The sequence below is a fragment of the Pseudomonas sp. GL-B-12 genome, from assembly GCF_019955895.1.
In the GTDB taxonomy this organism is placed as follows: domain Bacteria; phylum Pseudomonadota; class Gammaproteobacteria; order Pseudomonadales; family Pseudomonadaceae; genus Aquipseudomonas.
Genome location: NZ_JAHBCX010000009.1, coordinates 13,534 through 39,923, shown reverse-complemented (window position 1 = coordinate 39,923; position 26,390 = coordinate 13,534). Strand labels below are relative to the sequence as shown.

Annotated in this window: 27 protein-coding genes; 12 read left to right on the top strand and 15 right to left on the bottom strand. The window is 60.4% G+C overall.

Features of this window, described 5'->3' with window-relative positions:
• Positions 1-65 precede the first annotated feature (65 nt).
• The 5 genes from KGA85_RS05310 to KGA85_RS05290 all read right to left on the bottom strand — a co-directional run bounded on the left by KGA85_RS05310 (position 66) and on the right by KGA85_RS05290 (position 4,529).
• Complete coding sequence (locus KGA85_RS05310; protein WP_223456375.1) at positions 66-929, bottom strand: DMT family transporter; 864 nt, start codon at positions 927-929, stop codon at positions 66-68.
• Positions 930-1,407: 478 nt separating this feature from the next.
• Positions 1,408-2,346 (bottom strand): aspartyl/asparaginyl beta-hydroxylase domain-containing protein, encoded by a 939-nt coding sequence (locus KGA85_RS05305; protein WP_223456376.1) that lies wholly within the window; start codon positions 2,344-2,346, stop codon positions 1,408-1,410.
• A gap of 266 nt (positions 2,347-2,612) precedes the next feature.
• Complete coding sequence (gene cysK, locus KGA85_RS05300) at positions 2,613-3,587, bottom strand: cysteine synthase A (RefSeq protein WP_150724362.1); 975 nt, start codon at positions 3,585-3,587, stop codon at positions 2,613-2,615.
• Positions 3,588-3,810: 223 nt separating this feature from the next.
• Entirely contained in the window at positions 3,811-4,311 is a 501-nt protein-coding gene (locus tag KGA85_RS05295) for a helix-turn-helix domain-containing protein (protein ID WP_223536051.1), read from the bottom strand.
• Complete coding sequence (locus KGA85_RS05290) at positions 4,299-4,529, bottom strand: DUF4160 domain-containing protein (protein ID WP_223542960.1); 231 nt, start codon at positions 4,527-4,529, stop codon at positions 4,299-4,301. Before KGA85_RS05290 ends, KGA85_RS05295 begins: the two co-directional genes overlap by 13 nt.
• Before the next feature lie 205 nt (positions 4,530-4,734).
• Between KGA85_RS05290 and KGA85_RS05285 the strand changes: the two genes are divergently transcribed.
• On the top strand, positions 4,735-5,580 hold the full coding sequence (locus KGA85_RS05285; RefSeq protein ID WP_007984829.1) for an AAA family ATPase: 846 nt from the start codon (positions 4,735-4,737) through the stop codon (positions 5,578-5,580).
• Between the two features lie 12 nt (positions 5,581-5,592).
• Positions 5,593-6,771 (top strand): vWA domain-containing protein, encoded by a 1,179-nt coding sequence (locus tag KGA85_RS05280; RefSeq protein ID WP_056721361.1) that lies wholly within the window; start codon positions 5,593-5,595, stop codon positions 6,769-6,771.
• 117 nt (positions 6,772-6,888) lie between these two features.
• On the opposite strand, the gene KGA85_RS05275 is transcribed toward KGA85_RS05280, so the two are convergent.
• From KGA85_RS05275 to KGA85_RS05260, 4 genes are all read right to left on the bottom strand, one after another.
• Positions 6,889-7,815: a biotin-dependent carboxyltransferase family protein gene (locus KGA85_RS05275; protein WP_223536053.1), complete on the bottom strand. Its 927-nt coding sequence runs from the start codon at positions 7,813-7,815 to the stop codon at positions 6,889-6,891.
• Positions 7,812-8,516: a 5-oxoprolinase subunit B family protein gene (locus KGA85_RS05270; protein WP_223456379.1), complete on the bottom strand. Its 705-nt coding sequence runs from the start codon at positions 8,514-8,516 to the stop codon at positions 7,812-7,814. The genes KGA85_RS05275 and KGA85_RS05270 overlap by 4 nt, the downstream gene beginning before the upstream one ends.
• On the bottom strand, positions 8,513-9,265 hold the full coding sequence (locus KGA85_RS05265) for a 5-oxoprolinase subunit PxpA (RefSeq protein WP_223456380.1): 753 nt from the start codon (positions 9,263-9,265) through the stop codon (positions 8,513-8,515). Before KGA85_RS05265 ends, KGA85_RS05270 begins: the two co-directional genes overlap by 4 nt.
• Before the next feature lie 73 nt (positions 9,266-9,338).
• The gene (locus KGA85_RS05260; protein WP_223536055.1) at positions 9,339-10,625 is read right to left on the bottom strand and encodes an MFS transporter; all 1,287 of its coding nucleotides are present in this window, start codon (positions 10,623-10,625) and stop codon (positions 9,339-9,341) included.
• Positions 10,626-10,771: 146 nt separating this feature from the next.
• Here KGA85_RS05260 and KGA85_RS05255 point away from each other — a divergent pair, with 146 nt between their 5' ends.
• The 4 genes from KGA85_RS05255 (at position 10,772) to KGA85_RS05240 (ending at position 17,063) form a co-directional block, all read left to right on the top strand.
• Complete coding sequence (locus KGA85_RS05255) at positions 10,772-11,701, top strand: LysR family transcriptional regulator (protein ID WP_223456382.1); 930 nt, start codon at positions 10,772-10,774, stop codon at positions 11,699-11,701.
• A gap of 112 nt (positions 11,702-11,813) precedes the next feature.
• A complete protein-coding gene (locus KGA85_RS05250; RefSeq protein WP_223456383.1) occupies positions 11,814-13,736 on the top strand; it encodes an IucA/IucC family protein in 1,923 nt (640 codons plus the stop codon).
• On the top strand, positions 13,726-14,937 hold the full coding sequence (locus tag KGA85_RS05245) for an MFS transporter (RefSeq protein WP_223456384.1): 1,212 nt from the start codon (positions 13,726-13,728) through the stop codon (positions 14,935-14,937). The genes KGA85_RS05250 and KGA85_RS05245 overlap by 11 nt, the downstream gene beginning before the upstream one ends.
• Positions 14,938-14,951: 14 nt before the next feature.
• Entirely contained in the window at positions 14,952-17,063 is a 2,112-nt protein-coding gene (locus KGA85_RS05240) for a TonB-dependent receptor (protein WP_223456385.1), read from the top strand.
• 44 nt (positions 17,064-17,107) lie between these two features.
• Here KGA85_RS05240 and KGA85_RS05235 read toward each other — a convergent pair whose 3' ends face one another.
• Genes KGA85_RS05235 through KGA85_RS05225 form a run of 3 tightly spaced genes read right to left on the bottom strand, consistent with a single transcriptional unit; the run spans position 17,108 to position 18,971 of the window.
• The gene (locus KGA85_RS05235; RefSeq protein WP_223456386.1) at positions 17,108-17,650 is read right to left on the bottom strand and encodes a DUF2937 family protein; all 543 of its coding nucleotides are present in this window, start codon (positions 17,648-17,650) and stop codon (positions 17,108-17,110) included.
• 14 nt (positions 17,651-17,664) lie between these two features.
• On the bottom strand, positions 17,665-18,441 hold the full coding sequence (locus KGA85_RS05230; protein ID WP_223456387.1) for a class II glutamine amidotransferase: 777 nt from the start codon (positions 18,439-18,441) through the stop codon (positions 17,665-17,667).
• 32 nt (positions 18,442-18,473) lie between these two features.
• Complete coding sequence (locus tag KGA85_RS05225) at positions 18,474-18,971, bottom strand: hypothetical protein (protein ID WP_007993791.1); 498 nt, start codon at positions 18,969-18,971, stop codon at positions 18,474-18,476.
• Between the two features lie 124 nt (positions 18,972-19,095).
• On the opposite strand from KGA85_RS05225, the gene KGA85_RS05220 reads away from it, so the two are divergent.
• Both KGA85_RS05220 and KGA85_RS05215 read left to right on the top strand, forming a co-directional pair.
• Positions 19,096-21,150, top strand: coding sequence for a S9 family peptidase (locus KGA85_RS05220; protein WP_223456389.1), 2,055 nt, complete (start codon positions 19,096-19,098; stop codon positions 21,148-21,150).
• A 208-nt stretch (positions 21,151-21,358) separates the two neighbouring features.
• On the top strand, positions 21,359-21,832 hold the full coding sequence (locus KGA85_RS05215; RefSeq protein ID WP_223456390.1) for a cyclic nucleotide-binding domain-containing protein: 474 nt from the start codon (positions 21,359-21,361) through the stop codon (positions 21,830-21,832).
• Here KGA85_RS05215 and KGA85_RS05210 read toward each other — a convergent pair.
• The gene (locus tag KGA85_RS05210) at positions 21,829-22,119 is read right to left on the bottom strand and encodes a hypothetical protein (protein WP_223456391.1); all 291 of its coding nucleotides are present in this window, start codon (positions 22,117-22,119) and stop codon (positions 21,829-21,831) included. The genes KGA85_RS05215 and KGA85_RS05210 overlap by 4 nt on opposite strands.
• 95 nt (positions 22,120-22,214) lie before the next feature.
• Here KGA85_RS05210 and KGA85_RS05205 point away from each other — a divergent pair, with 95 nt between their 5' ends.
• The 4 genes from KGA85_RS05205 to KGA85_RS05190 all read left to right on the top strand — a co-directional run bounded on the left by KGA85_RS05205 (position 22,215) and on the right by KGA85_RS05190 (position 24,474).
• Positions 22,215-22,901 (top strand): spermidine synthase, encoded by a 687-nt coding sequence (locus KGA85_RS05205; RefSeq protein ID WP_046043858.1) that lies wholly within the window; start codon positions 22,215-22,217, stop codon positions 22,899-22,901.
• Between the two features lie 49 nt (positions 22,902-22,950).
• Complete coding sequence (locus KGA85_RS05200) at positions 22,951-23,322, top strand: YajD family HNH nuclease (RefSeq protein WP_007898702.1); 372 nt, start codon at positions 22,951-22,953, stop codon at positions 23,320-23,322.
• A 221-nt stretch (positions 23,323-23,543) separates the two neighbouring features.
• A complete protein-coding gene (locus KGA85_RS05195) occupies positions 23,544-24,014 on the top strand; it encodes an RNA methyltransferase (protein WP_007993783.1) in 471 nt (156 codons plus the stop codon).
• A gap of 82 nt (positions 24,015-24,096) precedes the next feature.
• On the top strand, positions 24,097-24,474 hold the full coding sequence (locus KGA85_RS05190) for a DUF2892 domain-containing protein (RefSeq protein ID WP_223456392.1): 378 nt from the start codon (positions 24,097-24,099) through the stop codon (positions 24,472-24,474).
• 113 nt (positions 24,475-24,587) lie between these two features.
• Here the strand turns inward: KGA85_RS05190 and KGA85_RS05185 are convergent, their stop codons facing one another.
• The gene (locus KGA85_RS05185) at positions 24,588-25,817 is read right to left on the bottom strand and encodes a hypothetical protein (RefSeq protein ID WP_223456393.1); all 1,230 of its coding nucleotides are present in this window, start codon (positions 25,815-25,817) and stop codon (positions 24,588-24,590) included.
• A gap of 35 nt (positions 25,818-25,852) precedes the next feature.
• A complete protein-coding gene (locus KGA85_RS05180) occupies positions 25,853-26,302 on the bottom strand; it encodes a YcgN family cysteine cluster protein (RefSeq protein WP_095945369.1) in 450 nt (149 codons plus the stop codon).
• Positions 26,303-26,390: the final 88 nt, after the last annotated feature.

Sequence of the window (26,390 nt, the reverse complement as noted above, 5' to 3'; positions counted from 1 at the left end):
CGGATGACGCCAAAAATCACAAAGACCCGGAGCATTGCTCCAGGCCTTATCGGGTTTCCTCGCAATTACGCGGTTTTACGGAAGACGAATACCAGACCAAGGATGATCAACAGCATGCCGAACAGGCTCAACATCGCCAGGCGATTGCCGAAGATCAGATAGTCCATCACCGACGTTACCGCCGGCACCAGGTAAAACAGGCTGGTGACATTCACCAGATTGCCCCGGGCGATCAAGCGGTACAGCAACAGCGTCGCCAGCACCGATACCACCAGCCCCATCCATAGTACCGGCAAGATGAAACCGCTGTTGTGCTCGAAGTGAAACGGCTGGAAGGGTACGAAAATCCCGCACAACAGCAGTCCGGCCAGATACTGCACCGGCAATGTGCCGAGGGGATTGTCGGTGATGCGTTTCTGCATGATCGAACCGAACGTCATGCTCGCCAGCGCCAGCAACCCGTACAGCATCCCGGCCAACGACATCCCGGCCAGACCGATGCCCTGATAGACCACCATGATCAACCCGGTCAGCCCCAGGGCCAGACCGAACATTCGGCTCCAGGAACGCTGGCGCTCCATCACCACCACGGTGAGTATCGGCTGCACGCCCATGATGGTCGCCATCACCCCGGGCGTGACTTTAAAGTCCAGGGCCAGCAGATAGAAAATCTGATAAGCCCCCAACAACACCACACCGGTGGCCATCGCATACAGCATCGGTTTGCCGCCCTTGGGCAACTTCAGTTTGAGCAACGGCACCAGCAACACCAGGCCGCATAGGGCGATGACGAAACGAAACATCAGGAAGGCAAAGGGCGACGCGTGAGCCAGCCCCCATTTGGAGAAAATCGCCCCGCTGCTCCACAGCAGAACGAACAGGCTCGTGGACGCCGCCGCGAGCGCGGACTTTTTCGAAAGGACAAACATGAATACCACCTGTAGTCAGGCAAAAAGCCAACTCAGCAAAAAGCTGAAATCCAGTAGTTTTTCAGGCAGGCATGGGGAACAGCAGAAGGCAGCTGATCAGCCCGAAATGCCAACGCCTGGCGGTGATGCGACTGCGCACACCGACGTGCTACTGACAGGTGGGGGGTAATGACTGATCTGCCCGGGCTGCTGATTCCCGCACAGCACGACACCAGCGTTGACCGCTGAATCGACTACCGCGTTGATGAGGGATGCAGGCATTGGGCTGATCTTTGCTCGAGGGATAAAAAGGTGAGTCCAAAACTCACCGTGCGCCGACTATAACCAGCGTTTGACATGGATTGCAACGACTCGGCCAAAAGGCCAGTAATGACAGCTGACACAGAATCAGCATTGTGCGGTTGGAGGGGTTGCCCGGGACTCCCCGGAAATAAAAAAACCGCTCGCAACGAGCGGTTTTTCTGTTCTGTATCCGGCTTCAGCCAAACAACCAATACCCCAGTAACGTCAGCACCACCACCGCCAGTACCGGGCGCAGTACCCGATAGGCCTTGGGATTGCGCCGCTTCCATTGCTTGACCACGCCACTGAATTTATCGCTGGAGTTCTTGCTCCAGGCATAGGCCCGGTTGATCCCGCCCACACGCTCGTCGTCCAGGTTCTGAGGGGCGGTGGCGCGACCCAGCCAGGCGCTGATACTGCGATTGATGCGGGTCATGAAGCGATTGCTCAGTGGACGCTCGATATCGCAGAACAGGATGACACGGGTCTTTTGCGTTTCATTCTTGACCCAGTGCACGTAGGTTTCGTCGAACATCACGTCCTCACCATCGCGCCAGGCGTACACCTGACCGTCGACAAAGATGCGGCAATCATCGGAATTGGGGGTGGACAGGCCCAAGTGATAACGCAGGGAACCGGCAAACGGATCGCGATGCGGGTTGAGGTGGCTGCCGCCTGGCAGCAGCGCGAACATGGCGCCTTTGACGTTGGGAATGCTGCTGACAAGTTCCACGGTTTTCGGGCACAAGGCTTCGGCGGAAGGCAGCGGTTCGTCATACCACTTGAGATAGAAACGCTTCCAGCCCTTCTTGAAGAACGAGCCAAAACCGGCGTCGTTGTTCTTTGCCGCTGCGCGGATATACCCCTCGTCGAACAAGTGCATCGCTTCGTCGCGAATTACCTCCCAGTTGTCCTTGAGCACATCCAGTTCAGGGAACTTGCTGCGATCCAGATACGGTTTCGAAGGCACACCGGAAAACAGGTACATCAAGGCGTTATAGGGTGCGAACAGTGCCGAATGGTTCACGAACTGGCGCAAAACCGGCAAGCGCGCCTTACCGCGTAAATGCACATAGAGGGTGCTGCCGAGAAACAGCAGCAACAACGAGGCCTTCGCGGCAAACGATAAGGTCATCAACAACTCCTTTGAAGATAAACGACACTGCGCCAAGTCCATTGCCCGACATGGCTGCCAGCATGATAAACACTACCGACCCGGTGAAAAACCTGCACTTTTTAACATTCAATGTTAATGAATGTGCAACAAAGTATTTCTTAACATAAGGCGCCTGAACGCTGGCTGATGCAAATCCATCATCAACCAGACCACATCAATAGATCGCAACCCGCGACAACGCCTCAGCCATCACCGCCAGCCACGATCCGCCAATGGTTTAATGCTTACTGCTGATTCTCCTGTTCGGTAAACAGATCACTGAACAGCATGCTCGACAGATAACGTTCACCGGAATCCGGCAGGATCACGACGATGGTCTTGCCCTGCATTTCCGGGGTCTCGGCCAGCCGAACGGCCACTGCCATGGCGGCGCCGCAGGAAATCCCGCACAAAATTCCTTCTTCCTGCATCAAGCGCAAGGCCATGGCCTTGGACTCTTCGTCACTGACCAACTCCACTCGATCGACGATCGACAAATCGAGGTTCTTCGGCACAAAACCGGCACCGATGCCCTGGATCTTGTGCGGGCTCGGCTTGATTTCTTCACCGGCCAGGGCCTGGGTGATCACCGGCGACACCGCCGGCTCCACCGCTACCGAAAGTATCGGCTTGCCCTGGGTATTCTTGATATACCGTGAAACCCCGGTGATGGTTCCACCGGTTCCGACGCCTGCCACCAGCACGTCGACCGCGCCGTCGGTATCGTTCCAGATTTCCGGGCCGGTGGTTTTTTCGTGGATGGCCGGGTTGGCCGGGTTGTCGAATTGCGCCGGCATGAAGTACTTAGACGGGTCGCCGGCAACGATTTCACCGGCTTTCTCGATAGCGCCTTTCATGCCTTTGGCCGGCTCGGTCAACACCAGTTCGGCACCCAGTGCCTTGAGCACCTTGCGGCGTTCGATACTCATGGACGCCGGCATGGTCAGCATCAGTTTGTAGCCACGGGCGGCGGCCACGAAGGCCAGGCCGATGCCAGTATTGCCGGAGGTGGGTTCGACGATGGTCATGCCCGGCTTGAGTTTGCCGCTGCCCTCGGCATCCCAGATCATGTTCGCGCCGATCCGGCACTTGACCGAGTAACCGGGGTTGCGCCCTTCGATCTTGGCCAGGATGGTCACACCACGCGGCGCAATGCGATTGATCTGCACCAGCGGCGTGTTGCCGATGGAGTGGGCGTTGTCAGCGAAAATGCGGCTCATGGCTGGGTCCTTAACGACAGCATTGAAATAGGGCATCAAGGTAAGCCTCTTGCCCGCAGGCGTCCAGTCGGGTCGAACGTCCGCTTATCAGTGCAGTCAATGGCTTTGGATCGTCAGAGATTTGCCACCATGAAACGTCGATACAGTTGGCCCCTGCGGACCCTCATCGGCCTGATTGTGCTGCTGATAACTCCACACATCGCCTTGCCAAGCCGCAAGCCGGTTAACTTTTACGAGTGACGGTGTAGCGGCCTGTTTCTTCGGCCGCCCGTGGAACGTTCGCTTGCAACTGCAAGTAGTCCCAGCCCAGGCAGGCCAATGCCAAAGACCGGGGCACCGCTTCCCTGCCACCGCTGTAACGACTGATGCTGCGGGTACTGACCCCCAGCGCCTCGGCGGCCTGCGTGAGTGTCAGCCCGGTGCGAGCGCGCCAGTCGATGAAGATCCGGGTATTTTCGTCGGAGGCATTTTGTGCGATCGCATCCAGGTACAACGTGTCTGCACCAATCTGGATGTCCTGCTCAGACCACTCGACGCACCAGCCATCATCACCTAGAGCCGCGCCATCGAACGCGCGTCCCTGCAATGACTGCAAGCCCGGAAAGGTCAGCAGGTCACGACTCAGATCCAGAGTCAGTTGCTGACCGTCAATAAAGGTCAGCTGCAGGCGATATTCCGGTAGTGCCTGTACGGCCAGCAGCCGTGGTCGTTTCATGGGTAGCATCGTTTCCAATCCTCCAGCAATTGCGCCTGATGAGCCCTGACCCATTCCAGCGCCTCCTTGATAATCAGCAGCGGTGCCTTGCCTACCATCACTTCGACGGTTTCCAGGCTAAGCATTACATCCAGCCCGCCACCGGTCAGATGAACATGGGGCGGTGGATGATCCTTCTCTCGCAACTGAATGCGATACGTATCTCGAAATCGGTATTTAGTAGACATGCCCGGCAAGCTATCGCCAAAATGGCGATAGCTCAATACTGGCCAGCAGCCGAGACTGAGTCAAGATGTGACGCCCCATTCAGAGACTGAATAAGCCGTCTGCGTTCACAGTCGACCGGGCACCGCGTTATAGTCGGGGCTGACTCTTTTATTGCCCCCCCGCCCTGCCTCGTACAGGTCGGCGTTACCGTTCGAGGATTAGCAGATGAAGTTCGAAGGCACCCAGGCCTACGTCGCCACCGATGACCTGAAGCTGGCGGTCAACGCCGCCATCACCCTGGAGCGGCCGTTGCTGGTCAAGGGCGAACCGGGCACCGGCAAGACCATGCTCGCCGAGCAACTGGCCGAATCCTTTGGCGCCAAGCTGATCACCTGGCACATCAAGTCCACCACCAAGGCCCACCAAGGCCTGTACGAGTACGACGCGGTCAGCCGCCTGCGCGACTCGCAACTGGGCACGGAAAAGGTTCACGACGTTCGCAACTACCTGAAAAAGGGCAAGCTCTGGGAAGCTTTCGAGTCCGAAGAGCGGGTCATCCTGCTGATCGACGAAATCGACAAGGCCGACATCGAATTCCCCAACGACCTGCTGCAAGAACTCGACAAAATGGAGTTCTACGTTTACGAAATCGACGAGACCATCAAGGCCAAGAAGCGCCCGATCATCATCATTACCTCCAACAACGAGAAAGAGCTGCCGGACGCCTTCCTGCGCCGCTGCTTCTTCCACTACATCGCCTTCCCGGACCGTGTCACGATGCAGCGGATCGTCGACGTGCATTACCCGGACATCAAGAAAGACCTGGTCAGCGAAGCGCTGGACGTGTTCTTCGACGTGCGCAAGGTGCCGGGCCTGAAAAAGAAGCCTTCGACCTCCGAACTGGTGGACTGGCTGAAACTGCTGATGGCCGACAACATCGGCGAAGCGGTGCTGCGCGAGCGCGATCCGACCAAGGCCATTCCGCCGCTGGCCGGTGCTTTGGTAAAGAACGAACAGGACGTGCAACTGCTGGAGCGTCTGGCGTTCATGAGCCGTCGCGGCACCCGCTAAGAGGCTGATGCCATGCTGCTCAACCTGTTCAATGAAATGCGCGCAGCCAAGGTGCCGGTCTCGGTGCGTGAGCTGCTGGACCTGATCAACGCGCTGAAACAGCGCGTGACCTTCGCCGACATGGACGAGTTCTATTACCTGTCCCGGGCGATCCTGGTGAAGGACGAGCGGCATTTCGACAAGTTCGACCGGGCGTTCGGTGCCTACTTCAACGGCCTGGAAAAACTCGACGACCACCTGCAGGCGCTGATTCCCGAAGACTGGCTGCGCAAGGAGTTCGAACGCTCGCTGACCGATGAAGAGCGGGCGGCGATCCAGTCCCTCGGCGGCCTGGACAAGCTGATCGAAGAGTTCAAGAAACGCCTCGAGGAACAGAAGGAACGCCACGCCGGTGGCAACAAGTGGATCGGCACTGGGGGCACCAGCCCGTTCGGTTCCGGCGGCTTCAACCCGGAAGGCATTCGGGTCGGCGATGCCGGAAAGCGCCAGGGCAAGGCGGCCAAGGTCTGGGACCAGCGCGAATACAAGAACCTCGACGATTCGGTCGAGCTGGGCACCCGCAACATCAAGGTCGCCCTGCGCCGCCTGCGCAAGTTTGCCCGTCAGGGGGCAGCGGAGGAACTGGACATCGATGGCACCATCGACCACACCGCCAAGGATGCCGGCCTGCTGAACATCCAGATGCGGCCGGAGCGGCGCAACACCGTCAAGCTGTTGCTGCTGTTTGATATCGGCGGTTCGATGGATGCGCACGTGAAGATCTGCGAAGAGTTGTTCTCGGCCTGCAAGACCGAGTTCAAGCATCTGGAGTACTTCTACTTCCACAACTTCATTTATGAATCGGTGTGGAAGAACAACATGCGCCGCACCTCCGAGCGCACCTCGACCATGGACCTGCTGCACAAGTACGGTGCCGACTACAAAGTGATCTTCATCGGCGACGCCGCCATGGCACCCTACGAAATCACCCAGGCGGGCGGCAGCGTCGAGCACTGGAACGAAGAAGCCGGTTACGTGTGGATGCAGCGTTTCAAGGAGAAGTACAAGAAGCTCATCTGGATCAACCCGTATCCGAAGGACACCTGGGGCTATACCTCTTCGACCAACATTGTGCGGGATTTGATCGAGGACCAGATGTATCCGCTGACCCTTCGCGGGCTGGAGGAAGGGATGCGGTTTCTTTCCAAGTAAAAATTCGTCGCCTGTGAAGGCCTCTTCGCGAGCAAGCCCGCTCCCACATTGGATCTGTGTCGCACACAAAACCAATGTGGGAGCGGGCTTGCTCCGGGCGGCGATCCGACGAAGCTTTTAGCGGTCTGTAAGACTACGTAAATACTGGACTTGCTCGCGGTGCGCCACATCCTGCACCACCGGCCGCAACCGCACCCGCGCCCCCGGCAAGCATTGCGCCAATCGCGCCAGCGCCAACGGCGTCAACGCTCCCAGACGCGGATAACCACCAATGGTCTGCCGATCATTGAGCAACACAATCGGCTGCCCGTCGGGCGGCACCTGGACCGCACCCAACGGTATACCTTCGGAAATCATCGGTTTGCCCTGGTACTGCAGCGCCGTACCCAACAGGCGAATGCCCATCCGGTCGGCTCGGCTGTCGAGGCTCCACACGCTGTTGAACGCATCGAACAGGCTCTGCCCGCTGAACTCGCCGATCTGCGCACCAAGCACCAGATCCAGCAATGGCTCGCCGGTGAAATCCGGCACGTATTCGTTCGGCAACTCCCGCAGCAATACCAGCGAGTTCCCCGAGTAGCTCAATGACGCGCCTTTACCCAGCGCATGGCCCATTCCGTCCAGGCCACCAAGTTCCTCGCGGACCACCGTCGCGCTGCTGCCCAGCACTTTCGGTGCATCAAACCCACCCGGCGCCGCCAGATAGGCCCGGGCACCGAGCAACGGCCGGGTGAATTGCAGACGCTGGCCTTTGTGCAGCCTGAAACTGCGCCATGGCGCCAGCGCTTCGCCGTCCACCTGCGCACCAAGATCCGCTCCGGCCAAGGCCAGCACGCAATCATCCTCGGCAACGACGGTGAATCCGCCGAGGGTGATTTCGATTACCGGCGCATCCAGCCCGTTGCCCAACAGCCAGTTGGCCCAAGCCATCGAACGCCAATCGGCGGCTCCGCCCTGGGTCACGCCCAGATGCCGTACGCCGAATCGACCGGCATCCTGCAACAGGCACAGCGGCGTACTCGCTTCAATCATCAGACGGCTCATGCCTGGGCCTCCAGTGGCGTATCGTCACCGCCCAGGTTAATGAATTCGGCATGGCCGACCGCTTCGAACCGTACGGTGTCACCGGGTTGCATCAGGCTGTAGCCGTCACGGTGGCGATCGAACAATTTGGCCGGCGTGCGGCCAATCAGGTTCCAGCCCCCCGGCGACACCACCGGGTAGGCCGCCGTCTGCCGTTCGGCGATACCGACACTGCCGGCCGCGACTTTCTTGCGTGGCGTGTTCAGACGCGGCGCGGCGAGCACCTCTTCTACCAGCCCCATGAAAGCGAAGCCCGGTGCAAAACCCAGGGCAAACACCTGATATTCACGCTCGCAGTGACGACGGATCACCTCCTCCACCGCCAATCCGCTGCGCTGCGACAACAGGCTCAGCTCCGGACCGACGCTCAAGTCGTACCACACCGGCAACACATGACAGGTGCCGCGCGTACGCGCATTGGGCGACAGATCGATCAGTGCCTGGGCAATCAACTCCCGGGCCTGGGCGGGACTCAGCGCGGTCAAGTCGTAATGCACCATCAAGGTGGTGTAGGACGGCACCAGATCGATCAGATGCCCGGCGAATGCCGTGCGCAGACTTTCACTGGCCGCCAGCATCCACGGCATGTTGGTTTCGGCAATTTCATCGAACAGGCGCACCATCAGGCAATCCAGCGCCACCACTTCCACCCGCAGCTTCATGACGCGCTCTGCCGGTTCAAGGCTTCACGGATGCGTTGCACAGCAGCGACCGAACTGGCGTTGTCGCCGTGCACGCAGAGGGTGTTGGCCTGCAAATGCAGGGCACTGCCGTCACTGGCGGTGAGCGGATCGCCACGGGCGATGGTCAGCGCCTGTTCGATGATTGTTTCCGGGTCGTGATGCACCGCTCCCGGCAGCTGTCGCGACACCAGCCTGCCGGCGCTGTCATAAGCACGATCGGCAAAGGCCTCGAACCACAGGATCACACCGTATTCATCGCCCAGTTGTTGGGCGGCGCTGTTGTCGCGGGTGGCCATCAACATCAATGGCAGATTTCGGTCATAGGACGCTACCGCTTGCAGCACAGCGCGCAGTTGCGCCGGGTTGGCCATCATGTCGTTGTACATCGCACCATGGGGTTTGACGTAACTGACTCGCCCACCCTGGGCCCGGCAGATGCCGTCGAGGGCGCCGATCTGGTAATGCAGAATGTCTTGAAGTTCCTGGGTGGCATAGGCCATGGAGCGGCGGCCGAATCCCACCAGGTCCTGATAGGCCGGATGCGCGCCAACTTGCACACCGTGGCTGAGGGCCAGGCTGACGGTCTTGCGCATGATGCTCGGGTCACCGGCGTGAAAACCGCAGGCGATGTTGGCGCAATCGATGTAGGGCATGATTTCCGCGTCCAGACCCATGGTCCAGCTGCCGAAACTCTCGCCGATGTCGCAGTTCAATAGCAGGCGGCTCACGCTGAACACTCCTGTAGGCTTTTTTCTTTTTAGCTGCGGGACATATCTATAAGACAGCCCCGCAGATTATCAGTTACTGGGCGTCGAGTTGCTTGCCACGGGTTTCCGGCAGGCTCAGGGCCGCGAGGATCACCACGCCGTAGGAAACCGCCGCAAAGGCACCGATGCCTACACTCAGCGGCACGGTCTGGCTGAGCAGGCCGATCAGCAGCGGGAACAACGCCGCCAGCGCCCGGCCGATGTTGTAGCAAAAACCCTGGCCCGAACCGCGAATGCGTGTAGGGAACAACTCGGTCAGGAATGCGCCCATTCCACTGAAAATCCCCGAGGCGAAGAAGCCCAGCGGAAAGCCCAGCCACAGCATCACGCCGTTGCTGACCTGCAGTTGGGTGTACAGCAACACAATGGTGAACGAGCCCACGGCGAACAGGATGAAGTTCTTTTTACGTCCGAGGATGTCGGTCAAATAGGCGCTGATGACATAACCCACGTAGGACCCGATGATCACCATCGCCAGATAACCGCTGGTATTGAGTACGCTCAGACCGCGCTCGTTTTTCAGAAACGTCGGTAGCCAGGACGTGATCGCGTAGTAGCCGCCCAGCGCGCCGGTAGTCAGCAACGAAGCGCGTATCGTGGTGAAGAGCATGCCGGGGGCGAAGATCTCGTAGAACTTCGACGGATTGCTCGGTTCCTGTTTGGCTTTGGCTTCACGATAGATTTCCGGGTCCTTGACCAGACGGCGGACGAATATCACGAAAATCGCTGGCACGATGCCGAGGATGAACAACGCGCGCCAGGCGTCTTCCGGTGGCAACACCGAGAACAGCAGCGCATACAGAATCGCCGTCAGCCCCCAACCCAGCGCCCAGCCGGATTGCACCATGCCAACAGCCTTGCCACGGTCCTGGGCACGAATCACCTCGCCGATCAGCACCGCGCCGGCCGTCCACTCGCCGCCGAAACCGAAGCCCATCAACGTGCGGGCAATCAGCAGTTGCTCGTAGCTCTGGGCAAAGCCGCAGAGGAAGGTGAAGAAGGCAAACCACAGCACGGTCAGTTGCAGCGTGCGCACACGACCAATACGGTCGGACAGAATCCCCGCCACCCAACCACCGATGGCCGAAGCGATCAGCGTGCTGGTGTGAATCAGCCCGGCCTGGCCGGTGGTGATGCCCCACATGGCAATCAGGGTCGGCACCACGAAGCTGAGCATCTGGGTGTCCATGCCGTCCAGGCCATAGCCGATCTTGCAGCTCCAGAAGGTGCGGCGTTCCTGCTGATTGATGTTGCGATACCAGTCGAAAGGTCCCGGACGGGCCGAGGCTTTCGCAATGGAGGTGGTGTCGGGCGCACTCATGGCAAATCTCCGCGCTGATTTTATTGGTATTGTTCTGAGCCCCGACGACGCCTATCGTGGGAACCGGATGCGTCGATTTTTGGACGCGCGCCCCTGCTGCGTCCAACTAATAAAAACCCGCCTTAGACATAAGAAATCTTTATCCCATGAACCTGAAGTTTCTCGAGACCTTCGTCTGGGTCGCCCGACTCAAGAGTTTTCGCCTGACCGCCGACAAGCTCTTCACCACCCAGGCGTCGATTTCCAGCCGAATTGCAGTGCTTGAAGGCGAGCTCGGAGTAAAGCTGTTTCTGCGGGATTCGCGCGGCGTGAGCCTGACGCCCGAAGGCCTGAAAGTGCTCGATTACGCCGAGCAGATGATGGACACCATGCAGGCACTCAAGCAGTCGATCGAGACCCGTTCGAGCAAGGCCGGACGGGTGCGCATCGGCGTGATGGACACGGTAATCCACACCTGGCTCAGCCCGTTGGTGGCGCAGATGACCGATCACTACCCGCTGGTGGAAATCGAACTGGTGGCTGATACCTCGCTCAACCTCTGCGATCAGCTGCAAAAAGGCTTTCTCGACGTGATCCTGCAAACCGACCTGCTGCGCCAGGAAAGCGTGCGCAGCCTGGAACTGGCCAGCCACCCCATGGGCTGGATTGTCGCCAGCAATTCCCTGTACAACCGTGAGTATTCAGGCGTCGCCGATCTGGCGAAAGAGCGGATCATTACCTACTCGAAAAACTCTCACCCGCATCAGGAAGTGCTGGCGCTGATGCAGGCCAATGGCGTGACGGCGCCACGTCTGAACTGCGTGAACTCGGTGTCGGCGATTACCCGGCTGCTGCGCGACGGCTTTGGCATCGGCGCATTGCCGCCGGTGCTGGTGGCCGAGGAACTGGCGCGCGGTGAATTGACCTTGCTGGACATCGATCAACGACCACCGAACTTGCAGGTGGTGGTGTCGTGGCGGGTGGGCGTTGAGTGGGTCGAGGAGATTGTGGCCTTGTGTCAGCAGGTGTTGGAGGAGTATGCGCGGAAGGTGGGCGAGCGCTACATGGTCTTGAGCAAACCCCTGGCCAGCCTCTGAAAAGGAGTTCTCCATACTACAAGTAGGAATTACTATCATTTGCATTATAATTTGAAAAATGTATTCTCTGCGCGCATTCAGCTAAACCACTGTCCAGAAGGAGTCGGACTCGATGCGCGCTTACACGCAAAAACAGCAGCAATTGCTCTCAAACTGGAGCGAAGCCCTCGGCACTCCGGCCTTCCAGTCCCACCGCATCACCCTCGACCATTTGAGCAATGCCCTGGAGCCCGCCGCCCAGCGCTGCTTCCAACGCCTGATCCAGGCGCTGTTTCGCGAAGGTCTGATCAACCCCGACGCCTGCGAATACGACGACAACAATCGTTGCTGGCTGCCGCTTGGCGACGGTGCGCAGCTTTGCTTCGATCACCTGACGGGCGGAAGAATGAACAGCTGGGACGTGCGTGGCAGCATCGTCCTGCACACCCCCGACAGCCTGCCCCACAAAATCCAGTTGCCCAGCGAACTGCTCGCTCACCTCAGCACTCAGCTCAACCCGCCCGCCTCCCCGCAGGTACTGGAACGTCTGGCCCGCGAGCTGGACGATAGCTACAGCAACGACACCCTGTGCCTGGCGTTCCACCATGGATGGACCGAGCGCCTGAGAGAGCAGATCGACACCGAGCACAACGACAATCTGTTCGCCTGGCTCAAAGCCAGCCCCGACCACCAGAACCCGACGTCACTGCTCGAGCAGTGGGGCACGCTCGGCCACCCCTGGCATCCGAACTACAAGACCAAACTGGGCTTGAGCACTGCGCAGGTCATCGCTTTCTCACCAGAATTCGAAGCGAGTTTTCCGATTGTGCTGTGCGCCCTGCACCGTCAGTACGCACACGTCGAGTCACTGGCCGGCACCGCCGATTACTGGGACTGGTGGCAGGGCCACTTCCCGCAGGTCACCGAACAATTGCAGCGCCATTTGCAGCAACGGGGCCTGGAGGCAGCGGACTACCTCCCGCTGCCGTCGCACCCATGGCAAGCCAATGAAGAACTGCCCAATTCGTTCGCCGGCGAGATCGCCGACAACCTGCTGATCGTCACCGACATCGTTGCCTTCACTGGTCACCCGACCATGTCCTTCCGCACGGTCGTACCTGAGGCCAGCCGCGTTGCGCCGATGGTCAAACTGCCGGTGGCCTTGCGCCTGACCAGCGTGCAGCGCACCGTGTCGCCGCGCTCGGCCCGGATGGGTCCGCGCATCAGCCAACTGATATTGCAGATTCTCGATCATGAATCGCAGATTCAGCGCCTGCTGAACATCGTGCCGGAGCGCATCGGCGTGCACTACGCGCCACAACCGGCCAATGACGAACGGTCCCGACATGCCGCCGTGCTGTACCGCGACAACCCGCTGACCCTGCTGCAAGAAGGCGAACTGGCCGTGCCGGTCGGCAGCCTGTTCGCCGTCAACGAATTCGAACAACCGTTGCTGCGTGACTGGGTGCAACTGGCTCAGGGCCGTGACGACAGCGAGGCCATGCTGGCGTTCTTCGATGATTACCTGTCGATTGCCGTCCCGAGCCTGCTGGGCATCTACCTGATGTATGGCGTGGCGTTCGAAGCGCACCAGCAAAACAGCTTCATGGTGATGGGCGCTGACGGGCAGTTGAATCGGCTGCTGCTGCGTGACTTCGGCGACATTCGCATTGATCGCAAAACCCTGCACGCCAAGGGCCTGGATATCCAGTTGCACGATCCGAAAATGACCCTGTACGACGACGCCGGTTTTGTCCGCGACAAGCTCCTGCACACCACGTTCATGTGCCACCTCGGTGAGTTGACGTTGCTCTGCGCCCGCCACTGGAATGTGCCGGAAAATAGCCTTTGGGAGCGCTTGGCTACGCACGTTCAACAGTGCTTCGAGAGCGTGCGCGAGCACGTCGAACCGGCACGCTGGGAAAGCGAGCGTCAGGCCCTGCTGGAACAGGATTGGCCGGCCAAATCGTTCATGCGCATGCGCTTGCACGACAGCCACGCCGACATCGTCGGACGCCTGAGTAATCCGCTGCGAACCAACGCCGATGCTCGCTGATAGCCGTGCGTTGCGACTGCTGATCGTCATCCAGTTTGTCTCCATGGGTGCCATGGAAATGAGCGGCCCGTTCTGGCCCTTGCAGATCCAGCATCTGCTTGGGCCAGAGGGTGCCGGCTACACCGCGCTGCTTTCGGCGCTGGTGTATGCCGGCCCGATGCTGGCGGCCATGCTGCTGACGCCCGCGTGGGGGCGGTTGGGTGATCGCACCGGGCACAAGCCGATGATCGTTCGGGCGTTGCTGGCACTTGCGCTGTGCCAAGGGCTGGCGGCGATTACCCTCGACCCGTGGCTGCTGGTGGGCATTCGCGTGATGCAAGGCGCATTGGCCGGATTTCTCGCCGCCGCGCAAGCCTATGCCCTGGCCTGTTGCGACAGTTCCCGGCGCGGTCACACCCTGGCCCGTCTGCAATCGGCGACCGCCGTCGGCTCGTTGATCGGCCCGGTACTGGGCGGCTGGCTGATGGACATCTCGGGGTTTGCCTTGCTCTGTTATGGCGCGTCGGCGATTTGCCTGCTGTGTGCACTGGGGAGCTTTTTCCTGCCGGCCGACAAGGCGCGAGCCTCGACGAAGAAACCGGTTGCGCCGGTGGCCCTGCCTAAAGGCTGGCTCGGTGGAATCCTGTTGGTGATCGTGTTGATTCAAGCCGCGAAGATGATGCCGCAACCCTTCTACGCGCTGTACGTCGCCGACATTCTGCACGCACCGGGCTGGCTGATCGGCGCTACTTACGCGGCGAGTGCAGCGACCCTGGCCATCTCCGCCCCGCTGTGGGGGCGTCTGTTCGACCGCTGGCAGCCGGCTTACACCTTGCGTGTCATCGAAGGCGTTGCCTGGCTCTGCGCCCTGACGCTCGCGGCCACGGCACTGGCTAACGAATGGCTGGGTTTTCTCGTCAGCCGGTTGGTCTGGGGCATCTGGCAAGGCGCACTGCTCCCCGTCGCCTATGCGCTGATCGCCAACACCGTGTCTTCAAGCCAGCAGGGCTTTGCCCTCGGCCTGGGCAACAGCGCGGCCAAGGCTGGCGCTCTGCTCGGTGCCGTCCTCGGCGGGATCGGCATGGGGCTGGTCGGGCTGGCCCACAGTTTCTGGCTGGTGGCGCTGACCTATGCACTGGCCGCCATCGGGATCCGTTGGGTGCGCTCATTCACCTCCACCCCTGCCCCCGCAATCTTGTCTACCCACACTTATCACGACTAAAAAAAGACTAACTCATGACCCGAACCAAACTTTCTTTGATGATTCCGCTACTCGGCTCCTTCAGCGCCCAGGCCTGGGCCGAGGACACCGACCAGCAACCCGGCACATTGAACATGCAGGCCACCGTCGTTTCCGCGACGCGCAGCGAAGCGACCATTGCCTCGATTCCAGGCTCGGTCCAAGTGATCGACGAACAACAGATCCGCCAACAGAGTGGCGCCGGGCGTCGGGTCTCCGACATTCTGGGGCAACTGGTTCCCGGTCTGGCGCCGTCCAGCGGCGGGATGAGCAACTTCGGCCAGACCCTGCGCGGGCGCAACATGCTGGTGTTGATCGACGGCGTGTCGCAGAACGCCACGCGGGACAACTTCCGCCAGCTCAACAGCATCGCACCGGCCAGTATCGAACGCATCGAGGTGGTTTCCGGCGCCAGCAGCATTTATGGCGCCGGCGCTTCGGGCGGCATCATCAACATCATCACCAAGCGCAACCAGGGTCAGGACCTTGCCTACAGCAGCAAACTGGGCCTGACCACCGGCAACAACCTCAACAGCAAGGGTTTCGCCTACGAGGCCTTTCAGAGTGCGACCGGGCGCAAGGATGCCCTGGACTGGTACGTGTCCGCCGACCTGACCCAGCGCAACGATCAGTACGACGGCAACGGCAATCGCATCCCTCAGGACACATCCCAGGGCAGCAACATGGACACCGACACCTATGACCTGCAAGGTCGTTTCGGTTACGAACTGGATGCCGATAAAAAACTCAGCCTGTCGCTGCAGGACTACAAGGACCAGCAGGACACTGACTTCACAAAAGACCCGAAAAACCTGCAAGAGGCCGTGGCGGTCAAAGGACTGAAACTCGACGACCAGCCCTACACCCATAACCAGGCGGCCAACCTCAACTACACCGACAACGACTTCTACGGCCAGGGCCTGCAACTGGAAAGCTACTGGCGCCGGGCCGATGCGCTGTTCTTCCCGGACCTGTCGCGGGGCAAGGCCGGGATCGCCGACAACAACAGCGTGCAGGATGTTTACGGCCTGCGTGCGGCCATCGACACGCCGTTGCCGGCCATCGGCAGCGCCACGGGCAACCTGGTCTGGGGCGCCGACTATGATCACGAACGCTCCCGCCAGCGCGGTGACCAATACACCCTCAAAGGGCTGACCTACACCAAGACTGGCACCACTTACGAGATGGGCCCGGATATCGAAACCACCACCAAGGCACTGTTCGGGCAGATGTCCTGGGACATCGGAGACTGGACCTTGCGTGGCGGTGTGCGCCGCGAATGGATCGAAAGCGAGGTCTCCGACAGCATCGCTTACGGTCAGATCGTCCAGACCGGCGTACGCGCCATCCTGCCCGGTGACACCCTCAAGTACGATGCAACGCTCTATAACCTGGGCGCGGTCTATCACCTGAGTGAACATCAGGACGTCTTCGCCAATTACAGCCAGGGGTTTTCGCTGCCGGACATCCAGCGCTTTTTGCGTGACGTGAACAGCACCTTCGACATCCAGAGCCTCAACGCCCAGGCCATCAAGGTCGACAGCTACGAGCTGGGCTGGCGCGGTGACTGGGACCGATGGCAGGCCGACGTCACCGTCTATGAAAACACCTCGGACGTGACTCAGTTCTACGATGCCAATAACCGTGTCTTGCGTCTGATCAACCAGAAGGAGCGGGTTCGCGGCATCGAAAACAGCCTGACCTACCTCGCGACCGATCACTGGTCGGTGGGTGGCACCTATGCCTGGGCCAAAGGCGAGACCGAGCAGAACGGGAAATGGATCGATCTGCCGGCGACACGCATTTCACCGGCCAAAACCACGCTGTTCGTCGGCTACGCCGAAGACGACTACACCCTGCGCCTGCAAGGCATGCACCTGGCCAGTTACGACGCTGCCGCCAAGGACAACAACGGGCGCGACATCGAAGGCTATACGCTGGTGGACCTGCTCGGCTCCGTGTACTTGCCGGTCGGTCGTCTGGAAGGCGGGGTGTACAACCTGACCAACCGCACGTACGTCAACCTGTTCGCCCAGGCCAACGCCAGAGCGCCATTCCCCAACGCCGAAGGCCGTACCTTGAGCATGACCTATTCGATTGATTGGTAATCAAGCAAGGAGCCGGCTTGCCGGCTCCTTGACGTTCGACGGTGTTACAAGCCGCGCAAATCCCGCTCTTCGATCGGCCGGCTCTGGCGCAGACGCTTGCCGCCCAACACCACCCAGTCGATCAGACGGAACAGGCACTCGATCCCGAACGACAGCAGCAACGCGCCGCTCATGCCCCAAACCATCGCTTCGGGCGTCAACAGGATCTGGTAGCTGTAGCCATTCCAGGTTTCCTTGCGGATGTCCGGATCAGCAGCCAGCACCACTTGCAGGAAGCGGATGTACCACGGGCCTTGCATTGCCTGAAACTGCTTGTCCAACGCCACCTGGCGGGTCAGCAGGTTACTCAGGCTGTCGGCATCGCTGCGAAAGATCGGGTCTTCGCTGGCGCGGTAGTGGGCCACCAGAGCTTGCATGTCACCCTTGAAGAACTGATTGGCGGTGTTCTGGAACCCGCTCAACCCGGCTTGCGCCTCGATCAGATGCGCCTCGACCCGCTTGGCGTAATCGCTGATGAAGCCCGACACCTGGACACCGATCAACAGGCCCGCCGCAAACAACACCAGCCGTAGATAACTGAGCAACATGGGGGGTTGAATCCTTATGAGGTCTGGCCCTGGCTGACGCATTCGCCGCGTCGCCACAGGCTCCATTGACCCGGTTCGTAACGGGTCCAGGTTTCGTTTTCGGTCAGGGGTTCGGTGGCGATGACGGTCACCACATCGTTCGGTGTGGTTTCGGCCTGAAAGTCGACGATCACGTCGACATCTTTCAAGCGCGCCGGGCCAAACGGTGCGCGACGGGTAATTTGCGCCAGTTTGGTCGAGCAATAGCAGAACAGCCAGTCGCCGTCGCTGAGCAGGCAGTTGAATACGCCTTTGCTGCGGTATTCGGCACAAGCGGCCACCAGATCCGGCAGCAACACTTCGACCTCGACTGGCTCGGGGAACGCCGCACGCACGCGGTTGAGCAAATCGCAGAACGCCGCTTCGCTGTCGGTGTCGCCGACCGGGCGATAGAAACTGGCCGCAGGCTGGAAATCCGCCAACTGGCCGTTATGGGCGAAACACCAGTTGCGCCCCCACAGCTCACGAACGAACGGATGCGTGTTGGACAGGCAGACCTTGCCGACGTTGGCCTGACGGATGTGCCCGATCACCACTTCGCTCTTGATCGGATAGCGCTGCACCAGGTTCGCGACTTCCGACTCGCAGCTCGCCGCCGGGTCCTGGAACAGCCGCAGTCCACGGCCTTCATAGAAGGCAATGCCCCAGCCATCGCGGTGCGGGCCGGTGCGTCCGCCGCGCTGCATCAGACCGGTGAAGCTGAACACGATATCGGTCGGGACATTGGCGCTCATGCCCAATAACTCACACATGCTCGGACTCTCGCTCAATCGCAGGGGCAAGGTTACAGACGGGGTTCGACTCGCATCCGCTGAGGATTGCTCGGCACGGGAGGACGACCGTAACGATCATCGCCGGCACCGCCGAACGGTTGATCATCCTCAGGCTCGTCAGCGCGGACGGCAGCTTTGGTGGCAGCCTCACGTTCCTTGCGGGCGTTGGAGGCGCGTTCGATGGGGAAACGGATCGCCACCAGCACCAGATAGAGGCCGAACGCGATCATGCCGTACATGAACAGATCGGAAATCGCCCGCCAGGCGTTGTTGCCGACCTTGAACAACAGGTCGAGCGCGGTAATGGCGACAGCCGGTGCGACTTTGTCCTTCACCGGGTCGATGATGGTCGGGCTGAACAGCAGCACGGCCATCGCCAGACGTAGCGGCTCGCGTAGCCAACGCCACATCCAGCGGGTCAAGCGCATCCACACCAACAGGCAGCCCAAAGCGGCGAAGGCGTAGAGGCCCCAAGCGATCAGATAGTCGTTCTCGGTCATGGTGTCCATGGCAAGGCAGGCAAAGAGGCGCTTATGATAACGGCTTTTCGCCCATCAGGCTGCATCAATGCCTGACTGTTGGGCGCTATCCATGTTACCAGCCCCTATTCCGTACACTGTTCGAGAGCCCTTCATGCCCCTATCCGCCAACACTCACGACGCTCCGATTGCCCGCATGGCTGATGGCTCCGACCCGTATGCCTGGCTGCAAGAGCGCGACACCGAAGCAGTGCTCGACTACCTGAAAGCCGAAAACAGATATCAGGAAGCGCAAACCGCCGACCAGGCCGGGATGCGTGAAACCCTGTTCGAAGAGATCAAGGGGCGGATTCTCGAGACCGATCTGTCCCTGCCCTCACCGTGGGGACCGTATCTGTATTACACCCGCACCACGGCGGGCGATGAGTACGCCCGGCACTACCGCTGCCCGCGCCCGGCCGATGACAGCCTGACCCTCGACGAAAGCCGCGAACAACTGCTGCTGGACCCGAACGAACTGGCCAACGGCGGTTTCTTTTCCCTGGGTGCGTTCAGCATCAGCCCGGACCACCAGCGCCTGGCCTACAGCATCGACTCCAGCGGCGACGAGATTTACGCGCTGTTCGTGAAGGAATTGTCGGACGGACGTGTCAGCGAACTGGAATTCCAAGACTGCGACGGCAGCATGACCTGGGCCAACGACAGCCTGACGCTGTTCTTTGGCGAACTGGATGACACCCATCGCCCGCACAAGCTGTATCGCTATCGCCTGGACGGCACGGCGGCCGAAGAAGTGTTCCATGAGCCGGACGGGCGCTTCTTCATGCATTGCTACCGTTCAAGCTCCGAGCAGCAATTGCTGCTGTCCGTGGGCAGCAAGACCACCAGCGAAGCCTGGGTCCTCGACGCCAACCAGCCGCAGCAAGCCTTTACCTGCATCGCGCCACGGGTCGAGGAGCATGAGTACGACGTTGATCACGGCGTACTCGACGGTCAATGGACCTGGTTCATTCGCAGCAACCGTGACGGCATCAATTTCGCCTTGTGCACCGCTGTCGATACCGGCGCCGCGCCGACCGAAGCCGACTGGCAGAACCTGATCCCCCACAGCGACACGGTGATGATCGACGGCATCAGCCTGAACACCCGGGCCATGACTCTCAGCCTGCGGGTCGGCGGCTTGCCGGTCATCGAAGTTCACCCACAAGGCCTGGCGCCTTATCGCGTGCAACTGCCAGACGCAGCCTATAGCCTGCACGTACAAAACAGCCTGGAATTCGAAAGCGACCGGATTCGCCTGCGCTACGAAGCGTTGAACCGTCCGGCGCAAATCCGCCAGCTTGAACTGGCGACCGGCGAGCAGAAAGTCCTCAAGCAAACCCCGGTGCTCGGCCCGTTCGATGCCGACGCCTACGTCAGCCAGCGCCTGTGGGCCACCGCGCCGGACGGCACGCAAGTGCCCATCAGCCTGGTGATCAAACGCGCAGACCTGGGCAAACCCGTGCCGCTGTACCTCTACGGCTATGGCGCCTATGGCGAAAGCCTCGACCCGTGGTTTTCCCATGCGCGCCTGAGCCTGCTGGATCGCGGCATGGCATTTGCCATTGCCCACGTGCGTGGCGGCGGCGAACTGGGGGAAGCCTGGTATCGCGCCGGCAAGCAGGAGCACAAGCACAACACCTTCAGCGACTTTATCGCCTGCGCCGAACACCTGATCGCCCTGGGCTTCACCACTGCACCGCAGTTGGCGATCAGTGGCGGCAGCGCCGGTGGCTTGCTGATCGGCGCGGTGCTCAATCAACGGCCAGAGTTGTTTGGCGCCGCCATCGCCGAAGTACCGTTCGTCGACGTACTCAACACCATGCTCGACCCTGACCTGCCATTGACCGTCACGGAATACGACGAGTGGGGCAACCCTGAAGAACCGGACGTCCATGATCGGATCAAGGCCTACGCCCCGTACGAAAACGTCACCGCACAAGCTTATCCGGCGACCCTGGTGATCGCCGGCTACAACGATAGCCGCGTGCAGTATTGGGAGGCGGCCAAGTGGGTGGCGAAATTGCGCGCGACCAAGACCGACAGCAATCCCCTGCTGCTCAAGACCGAACTGGGTGCCGGGCATGGAGGGATGAGCGGTCGATATCAGGGATTGCGTGACGTAGCACTCGAATATGCATTTTTGTTCAAGGTATTGGGTATTGCCTGAGGAACCTGGCGCGGTGTGCCTGTCTTAATTGCGCACACCGCTAGCCGATACAACACAATACCCATGTGGGAGCGGGCTTGCTCGCGAAGGGGCCGTAACATTCAGCAGAGATGTTGACTGACACACCGCCTTCGCGAGCAAGCCAGCTCCCACAGGGGATTTGCGGTGAATTCGAGTCAGCAACAATCCCAAAAAAGACCGTGACGACATGTCTGAATCAACCTTTCTGAACAACGAAATTCGCGACTGGCTGATGGATTGCGGCCTGTTCAATCAACTGCTGCCGGCGGACTTCGCCGCGGCTTCGGGCTACTTCAGCATCAGCACTGTTGCCCAGGGCGAGGAGATCTTCCAGGAGGGCGATGCGGGCAGTTTCATGTGCATCATCCACACCGGTCAGGTGGCGGTGCAGAAAACCACCGCTGACGGGCAACGAGTCACCATCGCCACGTTGCGCAGCGGCCGCTCGTTCGGCGAAATGGCCGTGCTTGATGGCGAACGACGCTCGGCAAGTTGCGTGGCCGCAAGCAATTGCCAGTTGCTCAACCTGGGCAAGGATTCGCTGGAAAAGATGCTCAACGACGCACCGAAAATCGCCGCCAAGATCATCCGCGCCCTCGCCGTATCCCTTTCCAAACGCCTGCGCATGGCCGACGGCCAACTGCTCTCGCAGCAGGTCTAGCCGCCCGGCGACTTGGGTTTCGGCGGATTGGGCTCCAGCCCCGGCACGGGCTGGTCCTTGGTCGGCGGGCTCGGCATTTCAATCGGCACCAACGGCGGACCGCTACTGCCGGGGCCGACTTTAGGCAAAGGCGCCGGGCTGATCTGCGGGTACGGTGTGGGCGTCGCCGTGCCGGGCGAGCCGGGCATCGGCGCGGGGCTGACGGGAATCGATTGCAGCTGTTGAGCCTGCACTGCAGTTATCGAGAGCGCGGCCAGGGCAATGACCGTTAGAATGGTGCGCTTCATCAATGGCTCCGTTGGCCTTGTCGTCATAAACAGGCTACTCCCAACTGCGTCTGTTTGCCCTCCCGAGTTCTGCCAATTTTCTTCAAGTGAGCCCCATGAAACGTTTCGTTCTGCTGGACACCACCCCCATTCCTGAAAACGGCGGTGCCCTGTGCCTGTTCGAATACGGCGAGGATTTCGTCATCAAGATCCAGGGTGGCGATGGCGGACAATTGATGAACACGCGCATGCACGGTTCCGAAGATGCCCTGGCCGAGATCCCGTGTCGCAAGGTCGCCGGTCGGCCGAATTCGCGGGTACTCATCGGCGGCCTGGGCATGGGCTTCACCCTCGCTTCGGCGCTCAAGCACCTGGGCAAGACCGCCGAAGTGGTGGTTGCTGAATTAGTGCCTGGCGTTGTGGAATGGAATCGCGGGCCACTCGGCGAGAAAGCCGGAAACCCGCTTCAAGACCCGCGGACCGTGATTCGCATGGAAGACGTGGCCAAAGTCCTGCAAGCCGAACCCCAGGGTTTCGATGCGATCATGCTCGACGTCGACAACGGCCCCGAAGGCCTGACCCAGAAAGCCAATAGCTGGCTGTACTCTGCCGGCGGCCTGAGCGCCTGCGCCAAGGCCCTGAGACCAAAAGGTGTGCTGGCCGTGTGGTCGGCCAGCGCTGACCGGCAGTTTTCCGACAAACTGAAGAAGGCTGGTTTCAAGGCCGAGGAAGTGCAGGTCTTCGCCCACGGCAACAAGGGCACCCGCCACACCATCTGGATTGCCGAGAAGCTCAAGGGCTGAGCTAAACTTCGCTTAATACCGTCATTAGTCATTTTACAAAGGTGAACCCATGAGTTCGTCCACCCCAACCAACACTTCGAAACTGGATCGCATCCTCGCCGACAACCAGCGCGACAAGGAAATGGGCTACCGCGACAAGGCCCTGAAGATGTACCCGCACGTCTGTGGCCGCTGCGCCCGTGAGTTCTCCGGCAAGCGCCTGAGCGAACTGACCGTGCACCACCGCGACCACAACCACGACAACAACCCGCAGGACGGCTCGAACTGGGAGCTGTTGTGCCTGTACTGCCACGATAACGAGCACTCGCGTTATACCGACCAGCAGTATTTCGACGAAGGCTCGCTGAGCACGCCGAAAATCGCCAAGGCCACGCACAACCCGTTTGCCGCATTGGCGGGGTTGATGAAAAAAGAAGATTAATAATCTTCAGTGCCTGAACCGGCCTCTTCGTCGGATCGCCGCCCGGACCAAGCCCGCTCCCACAGGTTCTCGGGTGTACACAAAATTTGTGTACGACAGAGACCTCTGTGGGAGCGGGCTTGCCCGCGATAGCAATCGCTCAGACACCACCAATCTCAAACCGAACACCCCCGCCCCAATCCCCGTATAATCGCGCTTTTTTCCCGAAAGGCACCCCGCTCGTGGCAGACAAACGGTACAGCTGCATTGGTTTGTATAACCCCAAATCACCGGAGAACGTCGGTTCGGTGATGCGCGCCGCTGGCTGTTACGGCGTGGCGTCGGTGTTCTACACCGGCAAGCGCTATGAGCGCGCCGCCGACTTCGTCACCGATACCAAGCGCGTGCACTACGACATCCCGCTGATCGGCATCGACGACCTGAAGAAAATCCTGCCCCTCAATTGTGTGCCCGTCGCCGTGGAACTGGTCGAGGGCGCTCGCCCGCTGCCGGAATACACCCACCCGGATCGCGCGCTCTACATCTTCGGCCCGGAAGACGGATCGCTGGATAAAGAGATTCGCGACTGGTGCGAAGACGTGGTCTACATTCCGACCACCGGTTGCATGAACCTGGCCGCCACGGTCAACGTCGTGCTCTACGATCGCATGTCCAAGGGGCTCAATACCCGCTCCGGGCCAAAATTCCGCTGAATCGCCGCACATCCGATTGAACAAGCTGCCCGCCCAGGCTGTCAGCTTGACTATCGATCACCGAAGCCTGGAGAGACAGACCATGAGCGAACTCAAACGCGTCGAGCGTATCGAATCCACCCCGTTCCAGAGCCCGTCCGAGCAGAACGTGCAGGGATGGGAACGTATTGGCTCCCTGGCCGGCGGCGTGGTGATGGTGGGCAAGGGGCTGCGGCGTGGCGGCATCTTTGGCCTGGTCCAGGTGGCCATCGGCGGCGTGGCCCTGGCCCGTGGTATTACCGGCCACAGCTCGGCGAAAAGCCTGCTGGAGAAAGGCCGTCAGGACATGAACAACGTGCGGGCGAAAATCCAGCGGGCGGGTGAGGAGCTGAGTCAGATGAAGGCCAATGCCGAGGCGGCGACCAAAACCGCCACCGTTACCGGCAATGATTCCTTGAAGTCGCCGAAAGCCGGGGTTTGAATCGGGATTTGCGCTGAAGCCACTGGCCTCTTCGCGAGCAAGCCCGCTCCCACATTGGTTTAGTGTCTGGCACAGATCAATTGTGGGAGCGGGCTTGCTCGCGAATGGCGGTATTACTGAATCAACTCGGTACTGAGCACTTTTGAAGAACCTCCGATCACGCTCTCGCTGAGCTGAACAAACGCCTGGGTATCGATATCCCCCAGCCGCATCGCCCCGCGCAACACGTCGTCCAGCGAACGCTTGTTGTGGGTTTTCAGGCGAATCTCGCGATCCAGTTCCTGTAGCAACACCACCGCCCTGGCCACCTGCGCCGGGCTGACCTGCTCACCGCGCAGCGTGGTGACTTTCTGGCTGTTCCTGACCAGTTTGCCGTGCAGGTTCTCGTAGCGCTCATCGCTCATGCCGCCCGCCCGACGCACCAGTTCGATGGCGTAATACTCGGCAAAGCCTTCGCTGATCCAGTCACTGCGCTGCTTGCCGTTGATCCGCCCGAACATCTGGGCCAACTCGCGGACCAGGGCACTGGTGCCGCTTTCGCTGACCAACGGCAGGCGACTGTTGAGGTAGATCGACTCGTGCGCCGACCGGCTGCCACGCCACATTGGGTCATTGGCCCCGACGATCAGCAGTTTGCCCGGGTGTCGCGGATACAGCGCCTGCACTTGCGGCCAGACGAAGGTCAGCAGCGTCAGCACATCCATACGGCGCATGCCCTGCCCCAGCGGCGAGGCTACGGTGACTTCGGTCTCGCCCAGACGAGTGCGGCGGCTGCCGAGCTGGCCAGCGAGCATCCAGCCCGTGGGCCGGTCGAACAGTCGGGAAGGATTATCGATACGGAATTTATTCGGGCCGATTCGTGGCCACGCGGTTTCAACGCTTTTCCAGCCACCGGGCAGCTCGAATTCGAGGCGTGCAATCAGCTCGATGCCGTCCTGCTGATCGAGTCTGGCAGACGGCACCAGATCGTCGCCGCGCATCAACGCCCAGTTTGGCGTCATGCGCGCGTCGAAGCTGCCGCTTTTGCGCCCGTGACTGATGTTCACCCGGTAGGTCAGGCTGGCCTTGTCGGCAGCCGGACGCCAGACACCGCGCGCCGCTTTGCCGGGGGTTAGTTGCCATTGGCCATCAGCCTTGAAATCGCTGTAGTGGCTGCCGTCGCCGAGGTCGAAATCCAGGCTGCGTACCGCCGAGCCCTGGGCGAGCGTCAGGCGTACTTCGGCCTGATCGCTCTGCGGCAGCAGGCGCACGTGGTAATCCAGATTGACCTTGTTCGCAGCCCATACGGGCGAATTCACGGCCAGTAATCCAACGATCCACGCCTGCCGCCATCCCACAGCCATACACACTCCTTCGTGAAATGCTGAACCTCAGGCCATCAGCCTGCGCGGAAAATCAGGTGATCTTCCCAGTCATCTTCCGGCACGCTGCCTTCGGCGAGCATGCGCCCGGACTGGGAAATCCGCTCGTGATGAACGGCATCGCGATCACCGCACACCAGGTGATGCCACAACGGCAGGTCCTTGCCTTCGCTGACCAGGCGATAGCCGCAAGTCGGTGGCAGCCATTTGAATTCGTCGGCCTTGCCCGGCGTGAGCTGGATACAGTCCGGCACGGAGTCACGACGGTTGGGATAGTCCTTGCACTGGCAGGTTTTCAGATCCAGCAACTTGCAGGCGATGCGCGTGTAATAGACGCTGTTGTCGTCTTCGTCTTCAAGCTTTTGCAGGCAGCACAATCCACAGCCGTCGCACAGCGACTCCCATTCCTCCTGATCGAGTTGATCGAGGGTTTTGCGTATCCAGAACGGTTCTACTTTGGCGGCCATGGTTCGAGCATCGACATCAGGTGGTGAAAAGGCCGCCAGTCTAGTGCCCGAAGCTCCTTGGGCCAAGCATTGGCGACTGTCGGTAGAA

What these genes read in the sequence shown, in the direction of transcription:
- KGA85_RS05310 (WP_223456375.1), bottom strand. Translation starts at nt 929, where the DNA reads ATGTTTGTCCTTTCGAAAAAGTCCGCGCTCGCGGCGGCGTCCACGAGC.
- KGA85_RS05305 (WP_223456376.1), bottom strand. Translation starts at nt 2,346, where the DNA reads ATGACCTTATCGTTTGCCGCGAAGGCCTCGTTGTTGCTGCTGTTTCTC.
- cysK (WP_150724362.1), bottom strand. Translation starts at nt 3,587, where the DNA reads ATGAGCCGCATTTTCGCTGACAACGCCCACTCCATCGGCAACACGCCG.
- KGA85_RS05295 (WP_223536051.1), bottom strand. Translation starts at nt 4,311, where the DNA reads ATGCTACCCATGAAACGACCACGGCTGCTGGCCGTACAGGCACTACCG.
- KGA85_RS05290 (WP_223542960.1), bottom strand. Translation starts at nt 4,529, where the DNA reads ATGTCTACTAAATACCGATTTCGAGATACGTATCGCATTCAGTTGCGA.
- KGA85_RS05285 (WP_007984829.1), top strand. Translation starts at nt 4,735, where the DNA reads ATGAAGTTCGAAGGCACCCAGGCCTACGTCGCCACCGATGACCTGAAG.
- KGA85_RS05280 (WP_056721361.1), top strand. Translation starts at nt 5,593, where the DNA reads ATGCTGCTCAACCTGTTCAATGAAATGCGCGCAGCCAAGGTGCCGGTC.
- KGA85_RS05275 (WP_223536053.1), bottom strand. Translation starts at nt 7,815, where the DNA reads ATGAGCCGTCTGATGATTGAAGCGAGTACGCCGCTGTGCCTGTTGCAG.
- KGA85_RS05270 (WP_223456379.1), bottom strand. Translation starts at nt 8,516, where the DNA reads ATGAAGCTGCGGGTGGAAGTGGTGGCGCTGGATTGCCTGATGGTGCGC.
- KGA85_RS05260 (WP_223536055.1), bottom strand. Translation starts at nt 10,625, where the DNA reads ATGAGTGCGCCCGACACCACCTCCATTGCGAAAGCCTCGGCCCGTCCG.
- KGA85_RS05255 (WP_223456382.1), top strand. Translation starts at nt 10,772, where the DNA reads ATGAACCTGAAGTTTCTCGAGACCTTCGTCTGGGTCGCCCGACTCAAG.
- KGA85_RS05250 (WP_223456383.1), top strand. Translation starts at nt 11,814, where the DNA reads ATGCGCGCTTACACGCAAAAACAGCAGCAATTGCTCTCAAACTGGAGC.
- KGA85_RS05245 (WP_223456384.1), top strand. Translation starts at nt 13,726, where the DNA reads ATGCTCGCTGATAGCCGTGCGTTGCGACTGCTGATCGTCATCCAGTTT.
- KGA85_RS05240 (WP_223456385.1), top strand. Translation starts at nt 14,952, where the DNA reads ATGACCCGAACCAAACTTTCTTTGATGATTCCGCTACTCGGCTCCTTC.
- KGA85_RS05235 (WP_223456386.1), bottom strand. Translation starts at nt 17,650, where the DNA reads ATGTTGCTCAGTTATCTACGGCTGGTGTTGTTTGCGGCGGGCCTGTTG.
- KGA85_RS05230 (WP_223456387.1), bottom strand. Translation starts at nt 18,441, where the DNA reads ATGTGTGAGTTATTGGGCATGAGCGCCAATGTCCCGACCGATATCGTG.
- KGA85_RS05225 (WP_007993791.1), bottom strand. Translation starts at nt 18,971, where the DNA reads ATGGACACCATGACCGAGAACGACTATCTGATCGCTTGGGGCCTCTAC.
- KGA85_RS05220 (WP_223456389.1), top strand. Translation starts at nt 19,096, where the DNA reads ATGCCCCTATCCGCCAACACTCACGACGCTCCGATTGCCCGCATGGCT.
- KGA85_RS05215 (WP_223456390.1), top strand. Translation starts at nt 21,359, where the DNA reads ATGTCTGAATCAACCTTTCTGAACAACGAAATTCGCGACTGGCTGATG.
- KGA85_RS05210 (WP_223456391.1), bottom strand. Translation starts at nt 22,119, where the DNA reads ATGAAGCGCACCATTCTAACGGTCATTGCCCTGGCCGCGCTCTCGATA.
- KGA85_RS05205 (WP_046043858.1), top strand. Translation starts at nt 22,215, where the DNA reads ATGAAACGTTTCGTTCTGCTGGACACCACCCCCATTCCTGAAAACGGC.
- KGA85_RS05200 (WP_007898702.1), top strand. Translation starts at nt 22,951, where the DNA reads ATGAGTTCGTCCACCCCAACCAACACTTCGAAACTGGATCGCATCCTC.
- KGA85_RS05190 (WP_223456392.1), top strand. Translation starts at nt 24,097, where the DNA reads ATGAGCGAACTCAAACGCGTCGAGCGTATCGAATCCACCCCGTTCCAG.
- KGA85_RS05185 (WP_223456393.1), bottom strand. Translation starts at nt 25,817, where the DNA reads ATGGCTGTGGGATGGCGGCAGGCGTGGATCGTTGGATTACTGGCCGTG.
- KGA85_RS05180 (WP_095945369.1), bottom strand. Translation starts at nt 26,302, where the DNA reads ATGGCCGCCAAAGTAGAACCGTTCTGGATACGCAAAACCCTCGATCAA.